The organism is Spirochaeta isovalerica (assembly GCF_014207565.1).
In the GTDB taxonomy this organism is placed as follows: Bacteria; Spirochaetota; Spirochaetia; order DSM-2461; family DSM-2461; genus Spirochaeta_F; species Spirochaeta_F isovalerica.
On the sequence record NZ_JACHGJ010000002.1, the window covers coordinates 736999 to 754106 of the forward strand.

The 17108-nt window shown below is 47.5% G+C and carries 14 protein-coding genes; 8 read left to right on the forward strand and 6 right to left on the reverse strand.

Features of this window, described 5'->3' with window-relative positions; translation table 11 throughout:
* Positions 1 to 69 precede the first annotated feature (69 nt).
* From HNR50_RS08095 to HNR50_RS08120, 6 genes are read left to right on the forward strand one after another with little or no spacing between them, the layout of a single operon-like run.
* Positions 70 to 1029: an ABC transporter permease gene (locus HNR50_RS08095; protein ID WP_184745691.1), complete on the forward strand. Its 960-nt coding sequence runs from the start codon at positions 70 to 72 to the stop codon at positions 1027 to 1029.
* Positions 1030 to 1038: 9 nt separating this feature from the next.
* Entirely contained in the window at positions 1039 to 1968 is a 930-nt protein-coding gene (locus HNR50_RS08100) for an ABC transporter permease (protein WP_184745693.1), read from the forward strand.
* Between the two features lie 9 nt (positions 1969 to 1977).
* Positions 1978 to 2991 carry an ABC transporter ATP-binding protein gene (locus HNR50_RS08105; protein ID WP_184745695.1) on the forward strand — a complete coding sequence of 338 codons (1014 nt, stop codon included), beginning with the start codon at positions 1978 to 1980 and terminating at the stop codon, positions 2989 to 2991.
* Positions 2978 to 3991, forward strand: a complete 1014-nt coding sequence (locus HNR50_RS08110) for an ABC transporter ATP-binding protein (RefSeq protein WP_184745697.1) — start codon at positions 2978 to 2980, stop codon at positions 3989 to 3991. Before HNR50_RS08105 ends, HNR50_RS08110 begins: the two co-directional genes overlap by 14 nt.
* A gap of 17 nt (positions 3992 to 4008) precedes the next feature.
* A complete protein-coding gene (locus HNR50_RS08115; RefSeq protein WP_184745699.1) occupies positions 4009 to 4935 on the forward strand; it encodes a dihydrodipicolinate synthase family protein in 927 nt (308 codons plus the stop codon).
* Positions 4925 to 5383: a NanQ anomerase/TabA/YiaL family protein gene (locus HNR50_RS08120; protein ID WP_184745701.1), complete on the forward strand. Its 459-nt coding sequence runs from the start codon at positions 4925 to 4927 to the stop codon at positions 5381 to 5383. The genes HNR50_RS08115 and HNR50_RS08120 overlap by 11 nt, the downstream gene beginning before the upstream one ends.
* A gap of 37 nt (positions 5384 to 5420) precedes the next feature.
* Here HNR50_RS08120 and HNR50_RS08125 read toward each other — a convergent pair whose 3' ends face one another.
* From HNR50_RS08125 to HNR50_RS08140, 4 genes are read right to left on the reverse strand one after another with little or no spacing between them, the layout of a single operon-like run.
* Positions 5421 to 7697 (reverse strand): helix-turn-helix domain-containing protein, encoded by a 2277-nt coding sequence (locus HNR50_RS08125; RefSeq protein WP_184745703.1) that lies wholly within the window; start codon positions 7695 to 7697, stop codon positions 5421 to 5423.
* 54 nt (positions 7698 to 7751) lie between these two features.
* Entirely contained in the window at positions 7752 to 8630 is an 879-nt protein-coding gene (locus HNR50_RS08130; RefSeq protein WP_184745705.1) for a carbohydrate ABC transporter permease, read from the reverse strand.
* A 10-nt stretch (positions 8631 to 8640) separates the two neighbouring features.
* The gene (locus HNR50_RS08135) at positions 8641 to 9558 is read right to left on the reverse strand and encodes an ABC transporter permease (protein WP_221439833.1); all 918 of its coding nucleotides are present in this window, start codon (positions 9556 to 9558) and stop codon (positions 8641 to 8643) included.
* A gap of 59 nt (positions 9559 to 9617) precedes the next feature.
* The gene (locus HNR50_RS08140; protein WP_184745707.1) at positions 9618 to 11153 is read right to left on the reverse strand and encodes an extracellular solute-binding protein; all 1536 of its coding nucleotides are present in this window, start codon (positions 11151 to 11153) and stop codon (positions 9618 to 9620) included.
* Positions 11154 to 11538: 385 nt separating this feature from the next.
* Between HNR50_RS08140 and HNR50_RS08145 the strand changes: the two genes are divergently transcribed.
* Entirely contained in the window at positions 11539 to 13227 is a 1689-nt protein-coding gene (locus HNR50_RS08145) for a glycoside hydrolase family 13 protein (protein ID WP_184745709.1), read from the forward strand.
* A 1-nt stretch (position 13228) separates the two neighbouring features.
* On the opposite strand, the gene HNR50_RS08150 is transcribed toward HNR50_RS08145, so the two are convergent.
* Both HNR50_RS08150 and HNR50_RS08155 read right to left on the reverse strand, forming a co-directional pair.
* Positions 13229 to 14152 (reverse strand): ArsR/SmtB family transcription factor, encoded by a 924-nt coding sequence (locus HNR50_RS08150; RefSeq protein WP_184745711.1) that lies wholly within the window; start codon positions 14150 to 14152, stop codon positions 13229 to 13231.
* 8 nt (positions 14153 to 14160) lie between these two features.
* Complete coding sequence (locus tag HNR50_RS08155; protein WP_184745713.1) at positions 14161 to 15852, reverse strand: glycoside hydrolase family 2 protein; 1692 nt, start codon at positions 15850 to 15852, stop codon at positions 14161 to 14163.
* Positions 15853 to 16040: 188 nt separating this feature from the next.
* On the opposite strand from HNR50_RS08155, the gene HNR50_RS08160 reads away from it, so the two are divergent.
* The gene (locus HNR50_RS08160) at positions 16041 to 16922 is read left to right on the forward strand and encodes an ABC transporter permease subunit (protein WP_221439834.1); all 882 of its coding nucleotides are present in this window, start codon (positions 16041 to 16043) and stop codon (positions 16920 to 16922) included.
* The last annotated feature ends 186 nt before the right edge of the window (positions 16923 to 17108 follow it).

Here is a 17108-nt window from a genome sequence, read left to right on the forward strand (position 1 = left end):
TAATACCATCGGTGGCGGGCCTCATAGCCCGCCGCCTCTTTCAAGACTTATCCCGGAGGAGTTATATAGATGCTCTCTTATACGATTAGAAGACTTATGATTCTGGTTCCCATGTTGATCATCATCAGCTTTTTTATCTACGGAGGACTGGAGTTAATGCCGGGAGACGCTGTCTCCTATATGATTAATCCGGAAGCAGCCGCTGAGCTCTCGCCGGAAAAACTTGACGCCTTAAGGGATTCTCTGGGATTGAACGATCCTTTTATCGTCCGTTACGCCATCTGGTTCAAAGGCGTCCTCAAAGGTGATTTCGGCTACAGCCTTTCAAGCGGCGTCCCTATACGGGACATTGTTTTCGACAGGCTTCCCGCCACTTTGGAACTGTCCTTTATCGCCTTGCTTCTCTCTTCTTTGTTCGGCAGTCTGCTGGGGTTCCTCAGCGCCATCCGAAAAGGGTCCATCGCCGATCACTCCTTGACAGTCATCGGGATGATAGGGGTTTCCATCCCCCAGTTCTTTTTCGGCCTGGTGGCCATTCTCATATTCGCCCTCAAGCTCCACTGGCTTCCCGTCGGGGGAAGGCTTATGCCCGAATATGTCACCTACTGGGACCGTTTCCCCCATCTGGTTATGCCCGCCCTTGTTCTGGCGGCGACAATGACCGCGGGAGTCATGCGCTATTCCCGTTCAAGCATGCTCGATTCGCTCAATAAAGATTATATAAAAACAGCCCGGAGCAAAGGGCTTCCCGAATGGCGGGTCAATCTGGTTCACGGTTTCCGCGTGGCTCTGACCCCCGTTGTCGTTCTGGTCGGTTTCCGGCTTCCCACGCTTATCGGCGGGGCCGTGGTCATCGAGCAGATTTTTCAGTGGCCCGGAATCGGGAATGAATTTATCACGGCCGTCAGAGGACAGAATTTCCCTCTGGTTATGATGATCGCCCTCTTTTCCGTTACGGCTGTTCTCATCGCCAGTTTCCTCGTCGACCTGCTCACGGCAGTGCTCGATCCGAGAGTCAAACTGAGTTAGGCGGAATCCATGAATGATATAAAGAAGAAAAATACCCGGCTCGACCGGAGTTTCGATAAAATCCGGGCCCGCGAAGAAGCGGGTCTGCTCAAACAGAGCAAAATGAACCGGCAGCTGAGAAAGATTCTCAACAACCGGCTTGCCGTGGGGGGATTTGTCATATTTTCGCTCATCCTTCTGGCTTCCATTTTCGCTCCTTTGATCTGCCAGTATGATCCGCTGGCCATCGATCTGAAGGCGGTGCTTCAGGCTCCTTCGGCTGATCATATACTCGGCACGGACAGGGTGGGGCGCGATGTTTTCGCCCGAATCGTCTACGGCGGGCGGATTTCCATCCTCGTCGGTCTCGGAAGCGCCCTCGGCGCGGCTCTCGTCGGTGTGTCCCTCGGCTGTTACGCCGGATATAAAGGCGGACTGATCGACGGGCTGTTTCTTCGGCTCTCGGAGATTTTTATGGCCTTTCCCCAGATCATCCTGGTGCTTCTGCTCGTCTCCATTCTGGGACAGAGTCTTATCAATCTCATTGTGATTTTTATAATAACGGGATGGGGGCCCATGTACAGGATGACAAGGGCCAGGATGCTCAGCCTCCGGGAAGAGGAGTATGTTCAGGCGCTCAAAGCCTTCGGGCTGGGAACGGCAACCATCACCTACAAACATATACTCCCCAATGCTCTGGGACCCGTAATGGTCAATATCACCCTGAGTACGGCCATGTTCATTCTTCAGGAAGCGGCCCTGAGTTTTCTGGGACTCGGCGTACCGCTCAATATCGCCACATGGGGCAACATTCTCAACGCGGCGCAGGAGCTGAGAATCCTTCAGGAGAGCTGGTGGATGTGGCTGCCCGTGGGAATCGTCATCTCCCTGTTCGTTCTCAGCGTCAATTTTATCGGAGACGGTCTGCGCGATTCCACAGACCCATCGCAGCAGGGTTAGGAGAGAGTCATGGATAAAGATACGATAATCGAGGTGAAAAACCTCAAAACCTTCTTCTATACAAACCAGCGGTGCAATAAGGCCATCAACGGTGTTTCCTTTTCCGTAAAAAGAGGGAAGACGCTCTGCATCGTCGGGGAAAGCGGCTGCGGGAAAAGCGTCACCGCGTCATCCATCATGGGACTGCTTCCCAAGCTGTCGCGAATCGAGGAAGGGGAAATAAACTACTACAGCGAAAGGCACGGCAAGCTCCGCATCGATCAGCTCGAACAGAACGGCCCCACCATGCGGTCCATCAGGGGCGGGGAGATCGCCATGATTTTTCAGGACCCCATGACAGCGCTCAACCCCGTATTCACCGTGGGCGGACAGATCGGCGAAAACCTGAAATACCATGCAAAAATAACCGCACGGAAGATCAGGAAGAAAACCGTCGATCTTCTCAGTGACATGGGCATCCCGGCGCCGGAACAGAGGGCGAAGGAGTTCCCCCACCAGTTTTCCGGCGGCATGAGGCAGCGCGCCATGATCGCCATGGCCATGTCCTGCAATCCCCGGGTTCTGATCGCCGATGAGCCGACCACGGCCCTGGACGTGACCATTCAGGCCCAGATCTTCGAGCTGATGGAGACCCTGAAAAAAGACTACGGCACGGCCATTATGCTCATCACCCACGATATGGGGGTCGTGACCGAACTGGCTGACGATGTGGCCGTCATGTATATGGGAAACATTGTGGAAAGCGGCACCGTGGAGGATGTTCTCCACAGGCCCGCCCATCCCTACACAAGGGCCCTTCTCAGTTCCATACCCGTTCTGGGAAAAGGGAAACAGCAGGAGCTCGAACCTATCAAGGGCTCTACTCCCGATCCCTACGACAGGCCGGTCGGCTGCCAGTTCCAGCCCCGGTGCGACTTTGCCACGGACAAATGCGGAACTGCTCCCGTGGAAGAATCGTGCGGTGAAACCCATTCGGTCATGTGCTGGTATTACAGGGAGGTTATGAACCATGAGGGCAAATAAAGAGAAAGAGGTTATCCTCAGCCTCAGAAATATCAAAACTCATTTTCCCATCCATAAAGGCGTATTCAAACAGCTGAGCGGTTATGTCAAAGCGGTCGACGGCGTGGATCTGGATATTTACAGAGGCGAGACCCTCGGGCTGGTAGGGGAAAGCGGTTGCGGCAAGACGACCCTGGGAAAATCCATCCTGAAACTGGTTCAGGCAACGGACGGGGAGATCAATTACCATGGACCGGAAGGCCAGACCGAACTGAGAACGCTCAATGCAAAGGACATGGTACCTTTCAGGAAGAAGCTGCAGATCGTTTTTCAGGATCCTCATTCATCGCTCAATCCGGCCTTCACCATATTCGGTTCCCTTGAAGACCCGCTTAAAAAGTTCGGTGTGAAAAGCCGGGAGGAACGGAGAAAGATCATCGGGGATCTGCTTGAAGCGGTCAACCTGAGACGGGAATATATGGACCGCTATCCCCACGAGTTTTCCGGAGGGCAGCGACAGAGAATCGGTATCGCCCGGGCTCTGAGCATCGACCCGGAACTGATTATCTGCGATGAAGCAGTCAGCGCGCTCGATGTTTCCATACAGGCCCAGGTCCTCAAGCTTCTGAAGAAACTCAAGGATGAGAGGAACCTCACCTATGTGTTCATTACCCACGACCTGAGCGTTGTCGAATACATCAGTGACAGGATCGCCGTCATGTATCTGGGGCGGATCGTTGAGCTATCGGACAGCGATAAACTCTATGAGCGAAAACTCCATCCCTACACGCAGGCTCTGCTATCAGCTATTCCGGTGGCCGATCCGGACAGGAAGAGCGATCGCATCATTCTCGAAGGCGATGTTCCCAGTCCTGTCAATCCGCCTTCGGGATGTCCCTTTCATCCCCGCTGTCCCCAATGTCAGGACATCTGCCGGAGAGAGGAGCCGAAACTGGTCAATTACGGAAAAGACGGAGAGGAGCATCTGGCCGCCTGTCATTTCGTTGAGAAAATAAGATAAGAACAAAGAGGATAATTATGGCAAAGTACAATGTTAATGAAATCAAAGGGGTCATTCCCGCCCTTGTCACGACCTTCGACATGGATGAAAATTTTGATGAGAAGAGAATGAGAGCTCTGGTCGATCATCTGATCGGAAAAGGGGTCGACGGACTCTATCTGACGGGTAGCACCGGCGAGGGATTTCTCATGACACCCCAGGAGCGGATGAAGGTTGTCGAGGTCGTTGTCGACCAGGTAAACGGCCGGATCCCCCTGATCGCCCATGTCGGCGCCATCGGGACGAAAATATCTATCGATCTGGCAAAACAGGCTGCATCGGCCGGTGTCGACGCCATTTCCAGCGTCCCCCCTTTCTACTGGAAATTCGGGGCGGACGATGTATTCAATTACTACAAAGATATAACCGGATCAACCGACCTTCCCATGATCGTTTACAATATCGCCCTCGCCGGACTGGTGGGATTCGAACAGGTTAAACGGTTTTCCACTATTGAAGGCGTGGCCGGCGTGAAGTATACGGCCACATCCCATTTTGAAGTGATGCGGATGAAAGAGGAGATCGGAAATGATTTTCTCGTCTATTCGGGATGCGACGAAATGGCCATGTCGGGACTCTCTTTCGGAGCCGACGGTCTCATCGGTTCATTTTACAATCTTATGCCCGAGCTTTTTATCGCTATCAATAAAGCTATGGCGGAGCGGGACCTGAAAACAGCGGAGGAGAAACAGCGGATTGCCAATATCATAATCATGCATGCCACACAGAAAAATTATGTGGCTATTATGAAACGGGCCCTCTCCTGGATGGGTGTTGACGGGGGATATTGCCGCAGGCCATTCAGTAATTTCGGTGCATCGGAAGAAGCTGTTCTAAAAGATGAATTCCGCTTACTGAGAGACAAACACGACATTAAAGGAGTGGATTTTCTCGATGCTCTTTGATTCCCTGAAAAAAATCCGCCGTTACGAAGTCCTGCACGAGGCTCTTCCCGCAGCATTTGATTTTCTGGAGAAATCCGATCTCTCCTCTTTGAAAGAGGGGAGGTATGAGATTGACGGAGACAGGGTTTTCGCTCTTGTACAGGAATACGATACCCTTTCCTCCGAACAGAAAATGATGGAATCCCACCGGAAATACATGGATCTTCAAATTCCCATATCCGGTTCGGAGGAGATGGGTTTCGCCTATCCGGAGCAGGTGAGGGAAATTCAGGCTTATGACGAAACTGTTGATATAGCGTTGTTTAAGCCGGAAAGCTATCAAACCTTTCGTGTCGACGCGGGATCCTTCGCCATATTTCATCCCGGTGAACTGCATATGCCCGGTTGTTCCGTCGTCAGTAAAGGTTCTGAGAAAGTCAGAAAAATCGTAATTAAAGTAAAAATCTGAATAAGAGTGGGATTCCGGTTCGATTGTAAGATAATCCTTACTGGTTTGAACCGGATCCCTTCCTTTTCAATGAGAGCTGGGCATCTCTGAATTCTCCGGGAGTCACCCCGTAGTGCTTCCGGAACACTTTGATAAAATAGTTGCTGCTCCAGTAGCCGACGCGGCGGCTCACATCCTTGATTTTCAGTTCCCTGTCCTCCAGGAGCTGACGGGCTTTTTTCATCCGCTGAACTCTCAGATACTCGGTAAAGGTTTCATTCCTCACTTCCTTGAACAGGCGGCTTAAGTAGAAAGTTGAAAGATGCATCTGTTCGGCAATGGAGGACAGGCTGATATCATCTCCCAGCTGCTCATCTATCAGGGCCTCGGCCGTGCTTATATAGGAACGGGCCTGTGAATTTTCATCACCGCCGGATATTCTTCCCGCTATCCTGTCCAGAAATCCGAGAAGCCACCGGTTTATGGCATCGCCGGTTTTCAAATTGATCAGGGTAACAAAAGGATCTTCCCCGACCGGATCGGAGAGATAAATGTCATAACCCCTGTCCCGGAGGCCGTTGAGAAGCGAATTGACCAGATGAATATAAAAATGCTGAACTTCCGACGGCAGGTGGTCCTCTCCCTCATCCGCCAGCTGTGCCAGTCTGAACCGGAGAAGCTCCGCCGCCTCTTCCTTCTCTCCGTTTTTTAAAAGATCGAGCAGATTTTCGGTAAAGCCCTTTTCCAGAATAAGGGGAGCGATATCTGTTCCGCAGGGACGGCCCAGCTCAATCACCGGTGTTCCGAAGGGGAGTTTCAAATAATCTTTTAAAGCTGTTTCGACCTGGATGCGTCCTTTGTATAGCTCCTCTGTATTCCAGCTTTTCTGACTTATGGCCCCGAAAAGTTTTAAGTTTGATTCGCCGTATACCCGGGATGTAAAATCATCGGTGAGACGGCATATTTCGCTGTAGGCGGGTGTTTCTCCGTCCATGACAACAAAGAGCTCCGAACCCTTTCTGAAGGATACCGACGGCCACTGCAGAGAAGAACTCCACTGGGATAGTTTATGAAGAGCCTCCTGCAGATCTTCATTCTCTTCCGTAAAGAAAGCCAGAACCCGCAACCGGGAATCTTTGAAAGGGAGATCTGTCGGGGGAAGCGAAGAATCGGGAACATCTCCTCCATCGAGTTTGCGGCTCAGGTAATCGGTCTGAAAAGCCGGAACCGTTTTATTGAGCAGTTCCTCCTGAACATCTCTTTCGTTGACAGCTTCATCGATCCATTGCCCGAGCCGGTCCAGTGTCCGCGCCTCCTCTTCCGGCATATGGCCCATGACCATATCTATCGGTTTGTACAGAAGCCGACGCAATAAAAACAGCAATGAGAGGTTGATGAAGAGCAGCGGAAGAAGTATCCACAGCATAAAACGGCGGTTCTGATTAAATAAGGCGGCAAACTGGGAACTGTTATTGACCCCGTGATAGGACCAGCCGGGGTAGTCATCTTTCCAGCTGCTTACCAGCAGCTTTTTATTGCCTGCCTGAACGGCATTCAGGCCTTCGGAGTTTTCCTTCACTGTCCAGGCGATCGACTGAATCATCTTTTCCATGCGGATATCATATAAAAGAGGGGAGCCGTTGTTATCGAGGATAAAGAAGTTTTCCGTATTGCGCGGCTCGATCTGTCTCCAGAGAAAGTTATAAAGAAGAGATACGTTGATATTGACGATAAATACCATTTCGCTGTTATCCCTTTCGGGAAAGACCATATAGAGAACTTTCTGTCCGTCTTTGTTGAGAACAGGTCCGATCAGAGTTTTTTCATCGATGGACGGTAAATGGCTGTACCATTCGCGGTGGGGGAAAGACTGAATGGGCGTCGGTATATACTCCATGGAAAAAACTTCCCTCACCTTTGTATCGTAAAAATAAACCGACTGAATAAAATCCGCCGTCGTGGCGAACTGCTCCAGGTTCCGGTTGATCCCGGTCCGCAATTTCAGAAAGCGCGAGTATTCGGAAATGCGGTCGAGATTGTAGTGATCATGAAAATTCCTGAAGTAGTTTTTGTCTTTGAAATGCTGATAGGTGATGAAATCGTTATTCAATTGGAGAAGATGGACCGTATCCTCTATATTTTTTACAATCAGTTCCATGCTGTGGGAGATTTGCTCCAGATAGTGGATGGCCGTTTCCTCTTCGGCGGTCCGGATGAGGTCGGACATACGGGTGTAGAGAAAGCCCGCCAGCCAGACTGTGGGGACCATGGAAGCAATAAGGAGAATAAAGAGAATTCGGATATAATAGCGGGGAACTTTTTTCAGGTTTTTCATACCTCCGGAAGTTTCGGCGGACCGATTGATCCGCCGGAAAATTATAGCATGAAATTACCCTTTTACCGAGCCGATCATCATCCCTTTGACGAAGTATTTCTGAATAAAGGGATAGGCTGCAAGGATGGGAAGAGTCGAAATGACTATGACGGCTCCTTTAATCGCTTCGCCGGGAGGGGGAGTCTGTCCGGTCGTGATAACTTCGCTCATGGTTGATGAGAGTAGTATGGTTCTCATCAGGTTCTGAACGGGAAGTTTTCCCTGGCTGATGAGGAACATGGCTGCATCGAACCAGTCGTTCCACTGCCATACCGCGTAGAAGAGACCGATCGTGACGAGCGAGGGGAGGCTCAGCGGCAGAATGATTCTTACAAAGGTCTGAAACACAGAGCAGCCGTCCAGTTTAGCCGATTCTTCGAGGCTGGCTGGTATCTGCCGGAAAAAAGCCATCATGATAAACACGTACTGGGTGTTGATCAGCCGCGGCCAGATCAGGGACCAGATGGAATCGATCAGTCCCAGACTTTTGTTCAGCAGGAACAGGGGGATGATCTGCACGGGAAAAACGATACAGATGATCAGCGCGGAAATGACTATTTTCCTTCCCGGCAGATCGGATTTGCTCAGGCCGTAAGCCAGCAGACTGGTCGCGCCGACTTGAAGGATCGTTCCGACAACTGTCCGGAATATGGTATTCTTATAGGCTGTTAGAACAGCGTCTCCCTGAAAGAGGAGCATTTTGTAGGCTCCGAAATCAAATTTTTCCGGAAACAGAACAAAAGGACCCCTCTGAATGTATTCCTGTTCCGAAAGAAAGCTGGTCATAAATACCGTGAGAAAGGGAACAAGAAAGAGAAGAGATATAAGGATCAAAAGTGAGCCGTTGAAACCCCGGAATATTTTTTCACCCCTTGTGGGGAAAATTGCACTCATTTACATACTCCTATGCGTACAGACTGTCCTGTCCGAGTTTTTTCGTAGTCCAGTTGGAGAGGCCTACGAGAGCGAGAGCCAACAGGGATTTGAAAAAACCAACCGCTGTGGCAAAGGAAAAATTCATCTGTTCCAGACCGGTTCTAAACACATATGTGTCGATAATGTCAGCTGTTTTGTAGACTGCCGGGCTGTATAGAAGCAGCGTTTCTTCATATCCCTGATTCAGAACTACTGAAATACGAAGTAAAAACATAATGGCGATAGCATAGCTGATGCTCGGCAAAGTTATCCTTATAGTCTGCTGCCACCGTCCGGCTCCATCGATTTCCGCCGCTTCGTATAACTGAGGATCGATTCCTGTCAGAGCGGCAAGATAGATTATGGTTCCCCATCCCAGATTCTTCCAGACGATGGCGGTTACCAGAACGGGGCGGAAGGTATCGGACATTCCCACATAATATTCCGGCTGTCCGCCGAAAAAGCGGATGATTTCGGGTATCAGGCCGCCGTGAAGAGACAGCAGGTTAAAGACCATACCGGCCAGAACCACGTTGGATACGAAGTAAGGCAGGTAGGAAATAGTCTGAACGGCTTTTTTGAATTTGAGAAGGCGCACTTCGTTGATCATCAAGGCCAGAACAATGGGGAGTCCGAACTCGAAAATCATCCTCAGCCCAGCGAGAATAAAGGTATTGCCCATTATATTCCAGAAAAAAACCGAGGATATGAATTTCCTGAAGTGTTTCAATCCCACCCAGGGCGCTGTGAATATGGCTTCGATACCTTCAAAAGGCGCGACATCTTTAAAAGCCACCAGGGTCCCCAGCATCGGTATGTACCGGAAAATAAAAAAATAGACGAGGCCCGGCGCCATTAACCAGTAGAGAGCGGCATAATCGCTCTTCTTTTTTCTTAGTGATTTCAAAGTAAACTCCGGAAAAAGCGGCCGGCCGGAGAATCACGGCCCGCCGCGTAAAATGGATCTTATTTCATGGCTTCTTTGTAGATATCGGTGTGAACGTCAATCCAGTCCTGAAGCCCCGCATCGTAGAGTTCGCCGATGAAATCGTTCCATTCGGAGAGAGGTCTCTCACCGATGATGAACATGATCTGCTCTTCCTCGACCATTCTCTCGATATCGCTGTATCCGGGTATCTGATCGGAAAGAACCGAAGGATCGTATTTCACGCCTGCGTCGAAAGGCATTTTCCCCCGGGAGAAATCGAGTCCCGTGGGAGGATTGTTCCCCTGGCCCGCGAGGCCCCAGACTTCGTTTTCTTTCTGGAACATGGGATTGGCTGTTCCGGCAGTTGCCGCAGCGGGGAGGCCGACGGCAAAGTCGAAATCGCGGATGTAGTTCAGGTTGTCTGTAAGCAGATCGTAGATTCCATTCTCCTTGTCTGTCCATTCCCAGTTGACGCCTTCGGGACCTTTCTGGGACGTGGCAAAGGCTTCAGGAGAAGAATAGAGAAGGTTCATGACTTTGATGACGGCTTCGGGGTGTTTACTTCTGGAAGAGATGAGCATACCCTGTGATGTCGCGGGAATAACCGTCTCTCCTTTCCCCATGGGACCGTCTATTCCTTTCTGAATCAGGACGAATTCCGCATCGGGATCGATCTGGTTCATATCCCAATGAACGTTAGCAACATTGGAATACCAGGTGGCTGTGGATGCGACATTTCCCGTTTTTACCAGTTCTCTCACTTTCTGTCTGTTCAGAGAAGCGAACTCGGGATACATATATCCGCTTGTGTACCATCTGTTCATGGTTTTCAGGAAATCGGTGTAGCCATCCTGAAGATAATAAGGCTTGAGTTTTCCGTCAGAATCCATCCAGTTTGAGAATCCGTGCTCGGTGAATCCTCCGATAAACGTCTGGTAGATTCCCTGTGAGCCGTGTTTTCCATTGATTTCCGCCAGCATGATGATGGTGTCATCTCCGGAAAGCTTTTCTTTATTTGCGGCCGCGGCAGCCATAAAAGTTTCCAGCTCGGCTATGGTTTCGGGGAATTTGACGCCCAGTTCCTCTGCCCAGTCCTTTCTGACCCAGGGGTTGGTTGCCACTGTAGGAGTCACTCTGGGCACACCCCAAAGGTTCCCCTGGCTGTCGCTCATGGCTTCGATCGATTCCTCAGGCCAGTGTGACATAATATCTGAACCGTATTTTTCCATCAGATCGTTAATAGGCATAATGGCGTTCTTGCTGTAGTACTGGTCCCAGTTACCCCAGAAAGCATCAATCTGCATACCCGAAGCCAGCAGCATATTAAGCTTCTGATCTTCCTGACCGATTACCGGGGGAATAACGATGACGTTCACCCCGGTCCTTTCTTTTATATACTCCCTGATAAATTCCACATGTTCGGGATCGCTGGATGCTCCCCCCTGGGCGGCGCTCATGGCTCCGCTGTTGTTGTAGATGACGATTTCCACAGCGTCATCGGCTGTTTTGTCCTGTTGTCCTTCGGCAATAAGCATGGCCGGAAGAAGCAGAAGCAACATAAAAATTCGTTTCATTCGTAGTCTCCTTGTTTTTTCGTTGCTTCATTGTCCCCCGGTCCTTTGGAATCGGGCTAGAGGAGCTTTATGCCATGAATAGTTTTTTGATTATAGCAAGAATTTACTATAATGACAGGAAATTGCTACGGATATCAGTTTGCTTCAATTCCCCGGGGCATCTTTTTCCCTGTCGGGTCTAATCCCCCGCTCATCTGCAGAGAACATCCCTTAAAAATCTGTTCAGCCCTGCCAATTCCATGAAGCAGACCGGAAACTTTTTTAAGGCAATATCCATCATGAAGAGTATTTTTCTGATAGATTCAGTATAATTCTAATTATCAAATACTTATATTGAAGAGAACCCGCCGCGGGTAATGATTAGTGTTAGGGAAGAGGATTCACTATGGAAAAAAAATGGTGGCATAAAGAAGCGGTCTATCAGATCTACCCCAGAAGTTTTAAAGATTCCAACGGAGACGGCATCGGCGACCTGCAGGGGATCATCAGCAAACTTGATTACCTGGAGAAATTGGGTGTCCGGGTCATCTGGCTGAGCCCGGTCTACAAATCCCCCATGGACGATAACGGCTACGATATCAGCGATTACCGCGATATCGCCCCTGAGTTCGGAACCATGGCGGATTTCGATGAGCTCATATCCCGGGCAGCCGGAAAAGGGATACGCATCGTTATGGATCTTGTTGTCAATCACACGAGTGACGAACACCCCTGGTTCGTCGAATCCCGCAGTTCCCGGGACAACCCCAAACGGGACTGGTATATCTGGAAAGATCCGGCTGCCGATGGCGGATCGCCCAACAACTGGGGATCCTATTTCACCAGAAGCGCCTGGGAGCTCGATGAAGCGACCGGTCAGTACTATCTCCACCTCTTCAGTAAAAAACAGCCCGACCTGAACTGGGCCAACAGACAGGTCAGGGAAGCCGTCTATGATATGATGCATTTCTGGCTGAAAAAAGGGATAGGCGGTTTCCGTATGGATGTTATCAATATGATCGGCAAACCGGTGGACTTTCCCCCGGCCGCCATAACAGACAGAGGGGTCGCCGGATTTGAGCACTGGGCCAACAATTCCAGAGCCCATGAATACCTGAGGGAAATGCACAGTGAAGTCCTGAGCCACTACGATGTTCTCACCGTCGGGGAGACGCCCTTCGTCACTCCCTTTGACGGTCAGCTCTATTCCCATCCCGACAGAAAGGAACTGAGCATGATCTTTCAGTTCGAACATATGGATGTGGACAGAGGGGATGTATCAGAGCTTAAGAAACCGCTGGATCTGGTCAAATTCAAACAGATCATGTCAAACTGGCAGACCGGACTGGAGGGGAGGGGATGGAACTCCAACTACTGGTCCAATCACGATCAGGCGCGGGCTGTCTCCCGTTTCGGAAATGACAGGGAGTACCGGGTGGAAAGTGCCAAGATGCTGGGGACTACTCTTCATATGATGAGCGGAACGCCTTATATCTATCAGGGTGAGGAGATCGGCGCAATCAACACTTATTACGATAGGATTGAAGAATACAACGATCTTATGGACCATCATTACTATGATCTTCTTATTAATGATCATAAAATGACTCCCGCTGAGGCTATCAGGAGAATCCAGCCCTTTTCCCGCGATAACGCCCGGGTTCCCATGCGCTGGACCGGCGGAAAGCATAACGGCTTTACCAGTGGAGAGCCGTGGCTGAAAATGGACGGTCCGGGTTCCCTAATACATGGGGAGGCAGCTGTCGCCGATAAAAACTCCGTTTTCTATCACTATAAAGAGCTGATCCGACTGAGACGGGAGAGCGAGTACAGCGATACGATTGTTTACGGAAAAAGCATTCTTCTCGATTCCGATGATCCTTTGGTCTATGCTTTTCTCAGGGAAGGGAACGGGCAGGTGTTGCTGGTTGTTTCCAATTTTACCGGTGATGCCCTCACTCGCAGCTACGATTATGAGGTTTTGAAAACAGTTTTATCCAATTATGGAAAGAGCGGTGAGGCTGTTGTGAATCTCCGCTCTTTATGGTTGGAGCCTTATGAATCCTATGTCTTCCGGGTGAGGCTATATAGCTAGATTATGAATTCATTTCAAGCTGCATGGAAATACCTGTTGGGTGATTTCCGAATTTCTCTCCGAAAATATTAAGTCCGCCTTTGTACTTGGCATCTTTCTTATTTCCCAATCGTACCTTAATTCTGTGGTCTGATCTCAGTTTTAATTGATGTAATGATATTTTTGATATTTCCATTCCATCAATAAAAGAGCCTTCTTCTGTAACTCTCCAGTGTTTTAAAAAACCATACTGAGTGTTTTCAAGTCCCCACCATTTTGGAGTGAATCTTCCTCTTTTATCGCCCATATCTCCGGGGCTTGTCCAGGTTCCGATTTCCACGGAATTGATCCACATGGTTATATCACTAGGCCAGTCTGATTTATTTCCTGGAAATTCGGAACAGATCTCTGTAGTTATCTGAAGAGATTTGACACTTTTTTCTGTTGGTAGATTTGTCGGGAAGCTGTATTCGATAAACCCCTCTGTAAACCATATCAGCTGAGCATTGCTTCTTTGAGGGCTGAAGAAGGCCCTTTCACTATCCAGATAATCTATAATATTTGTGTCACTTAAAATCCCGCAGGGCGGATGAATTTCAAAATCTGTGTATAAACCGATGGGCATATCAATAGTAATAATTTCATCATCCTGAACTTTCCTATCTTCTATCAGGGGGAGAACCACTTCGGAACAGCTGGCTTGGCAGATCTTTTGGCTACCTCTTGTAGCCGGAACCATCTCTGTTTTTATAAGCCCTGCCTTTTCCAGAATCTGGATATTCATTGTACACGTTGAAGTCAGTATATCAAGCTCTTCAGCGAGTTCTCGGAGATTCATCTTTCTGTATTGCAAAATTTTAAGCATATCTATTCTCAATTGAGAATTGAGAGCTTTTGCAATTTCCTGGACCTTTTCACTTTCAGCAATTAATACTTTTGATTCCATCGGATAATTTAACTTCCCTCAAAATATCTGTCTATTAGTTTACGAATTAACTCAGGGGGAAACTTAGGATTTCTGTCACTGGAAAAGAGACCGTTTTTCTCCTGCTCCGTATCGTTGAATTGAGTATAACACCAACCGGTTAATCCGGCTAGTTTTGAGCATTTTTTGATAATCGATTCAAAGCGTTCTAAAAAATCATCAGCGGTTTCAGGAATGTCCTTATATCCCCACAATTCGGAAGTTTCTCCGGTAGATGATTTAAAACTGATTCCTCCGAATTCGCTGAGGATCCAGGGCCGTTCGGGGGGGATCGGTTCAGAGATATACAGTTTTTTGTTTTCTATACCGAAAGGTTTGTTTGATCGGGCTTTGTTCCACTCTTTTTCTATTTCAACTGGTGAGTGTTCGTAATTATGGCATGTAATGAAATCTCCATCAAAATGTTCCCATCCGTCGTTTCCGATTAGTAATGTATGGGGATCTATTGTTCGTGTCATACTGTAAACTTCTTTTACCCATGACTGTATTTTTGGAGATTCTGCAATATCTCGGATTCCCCATGATTCGTTAAAAATCACACGCGCAATGATTGAGGGACAGGAGAAATCTCTTTTTAGTATTTCCATCCACTCTTTATAGAAACGGTTCTTGGATCTTTCCGAATAGTCATAAATGGCAGGGGCTTCTTCCCATACAAGAAAGCCCAGGCGGTCTGCAGCATGATAGAACCGGGGACTTTCAATTTTCATATGCATCCTGCATCCATTAAAACCCAATTCCTGTGCAGATTCTATATCCTTCCCGTATGAGTGTTCAGAAGGAGGAGTGTATCCTCCATCTTCCCAGTATCCCTGCATAAGAATCAGTTTTTGATAAAGTTTCTTTTCATTTAAATACAACCCGTCTTTTTTTATTTCCAGTGTTCTGAAGGCTGTATAAGTTATAAGTTCATCAATAACTGAATCATTATGAATCAAAAGGATGCGGATATAATATAATGCGGGATTTTTCGGCTCCCAATGTGAAGCGTTATTAATGAAATGACTCATTTGAGTAAAGGGGAATCTGGCTTCAATCTCAGTTTTCGTAATGGAGGTTCCCTGCAGGATTACTTCGGATAATACAATGGTGTTTTCCAATGGAGAAGATAATTCAAGGGAGAAATTTATTGTCCCTTCAGGAGTTGAGGAGATTTTCTTAATCGATTTTATATAGGTTTCTGGCAGGAACTCCAACCAGACATCCTGCCATATTCCTGTTACGGGAGTGTACCAGCAGGCAAAAGATGCCCCTTTTGACTGTTTACCTCTGGGTTGTTCTCCCGAGTCCGGGTCTTCGACAAATACCGTAATGGTAAATCTTTTTCTCTCTTTGATATAATTCGTTATATCAAAATAAAAAGGGGTGTAGCCTCCTTCATGATTACCCACAAGTTCGTTATCTATCCAAATCTCTGAGTAATAGTCTACAGCGGCGAAGTGAAGTATTGTCCGGTTATTCTCTGTCGCATATGGCGGTTCAATAGTTCTGCGGTATATAACTTTTTGAAGGTTTTTGTCCCAACCCAATCCGGATGCTTTGGTGCGGTATGTATAGGGTACCTGGATGGTATAGTCAAATGATTCATTGATCTTATCGTAAGGACTTTTGAGAAAATCATCATTATAATCAGTAAATTCCCAGAGTCCGTTCAAACTCATCCAGGAGTTTCTATACTGTAATGGTCTCGGATATTCAATAGGTATCATAAATAACTCCCGATTTATTATAGTTCATTATAGCATGAAGTAAAAAGAATATACAAGGATAAAACTTGACAAGTTCGCATAAGCATGAAATAATAGCCTTAAGATTCATGAATATATGAATTTAAAGGGAGGGGGTGAGAGTGAGAACTATTAAGTCGTTCAATTATTCAGTCGTATTTTTTCTATTTCCTTTTATGGCTATATATCTGGTTTTTCAAATTTTTCCTCTTTTCCATGCTTTGTTTGCCAGCTTTTTTAAATGGGATTTACTTACTTCTGGTATGACCTTTAAGGGATTGGCTAATTATACAAGAATGTTAAAAGATCCTACTTTCTGGAGTTCATTTTTCAATACTCTGAAGTTTGTTCTCTATTCAACTCCGTTGCTGATTATTATAGGATTGATTTTTGCTATTTTGCTCAATAAGAAAAGTAAGGTTAACAGCTCTTTTAGAACTGCTTTCTTTGCTCCTTATGTTTTTTCTGTTTCTGTCACAACTTTAATCTGGGGATTTATGTTTAATCCGCAAAAGGGATTAATTGGTAAGGCTTTTACTTTTCTTGATCTTCCGGTAATCAACTGGCTAACAGATCCTCACTTTGCCATGGCTGCCATCATAATATGTACACTCTGGTGGACTGTCGGCTTTAACATGATTTTGCTACTTGCGGGTCTTCAGGATATAGATCCCTTCATTTATGAGGCCAGTTCTATCGATGGCGCTAAATGGTATCATGACTTTTTTCATATAACTGTACCCTCTCTGAAAAGAACAATAGAACTGGTAGCAATTCTTCAGATCATTGCTTCCTTTCAGATCTTCGGTCAGGTTTATATTCTGACCAAAGGGGGACCCGGGGGTACGACTCGAGTTCTAATTCAATACATTTACGAAACTGGCTTCCGTGATTATCAACTTGGATATGCTTCAGCCATGGCCGTGTTCCTTTTTCTTGCCATGTTTGCCATATCCCTTATTCAATTAACTTTTAAATCGGAGAAGAAAAATGCAAAAGAATAGTGTATCATTCTGGTTCGGCCGAATAGTTTTAATTGTTTTAGCTTTAATCTGGATAGTTCCCGTGTACTGGATGGTTATTATGGCTATTACACCTAATAATCTTCTTAAGATAAATTCGACTGCATTGTTTCCTGCGCAAGTAACATTCGAAAATCTTCTCGGAGTATTTAAAGTAGGACTGACAAC

Excerpts from the sequence above, each read along its gene's own strand:
- HNR50_RS08095 (WP_184745691.1), top strand. The coding sequence starts at position 70 with ATGCTCTCTTATACGATTAGAAGACTTATGATTCTGGTTCCCATGTTG.
- HNR50_RS08100 (WP_184745693.1), top strand. The coding sequence starts at position 1,039 with ATGAATGATATAAAGAAGAAAAATACCCGGCTCGACCGGAGTTTCGAT.
- HNR50_RS08105 (WP_184745695.1), top strand. The coding sequence starts at position 1,978 with ATGGATAAAGATACGATAATCGAGGTGAAAAACCTCAAAACCTTCTTC.
- HNR50_RS08110 (WP_184745697.1), top strand. The coding sequence starts at position 2,978 with ATGAGGGCAAATAAAGAGAAAGAGGTTATCCTCAGCCTCAGAAATATC.
- HNR50_RS08115 (WP_184745699.1), top strand. The coding sequence starts at position 4,009 with ATGGCAAAGTACAATGTTAATGAAATCAAAGGGGTCATTCCCGCCCTT.
- HNR50_RS08120 (WP_184745701.1), top strand. The coding sequence starts at position 4,925 with ATGCTCTTTGATTCCCTGAAAAAAATCCGCCGTTACGAAGTCCTGCAC.
- HNR50_RS08125 (WP_184745703.1), bottom strand. The coding sequence starts at position 7,697 with ATGAAAAACCTGAAAAAAGTTCCCCGCTATTATATCCGAATTCTCTTT.
- HNR50_RS08130 (WP_184745705.1), bottom strand. The coding sequence starts at position 8,630 with ATGAGTGCAATTTTCCCCACAAGGGGTGAAAAAATATTCCGGGGTTTC.
- HNR50_RS08140 (WP_184745707.1), bottom strand. The coding sequence starts at position 11,153 with ATGAAACGAATTTTTATGTTGCTTCTGCTTCTTCCGGCCATGCTTATT.
- HNR50_RS08145 (WP_184745709.1), top strand. The coding sequence starts at position 11,539 with ATGGAAAAAAAATGGTGGCATAAAGAAGCGGTCTATCAGATCTACCCC.
- HNR50_RS08150 (WP_184745711.1), bottom strand. The coding sequence starts at position 14,152 with ATGGAATCAAAAGTATTAATTGCTGAAAGTGAAAAGGTCCAGGAAATT.
- HNR50_RS08155 (WP_184745713.1), bottom strand. The coding sequence starts at position 15,852 with ATGAGTTTGAACGGACTCTGGGAATTTACTGATTATAATGATGATTTT.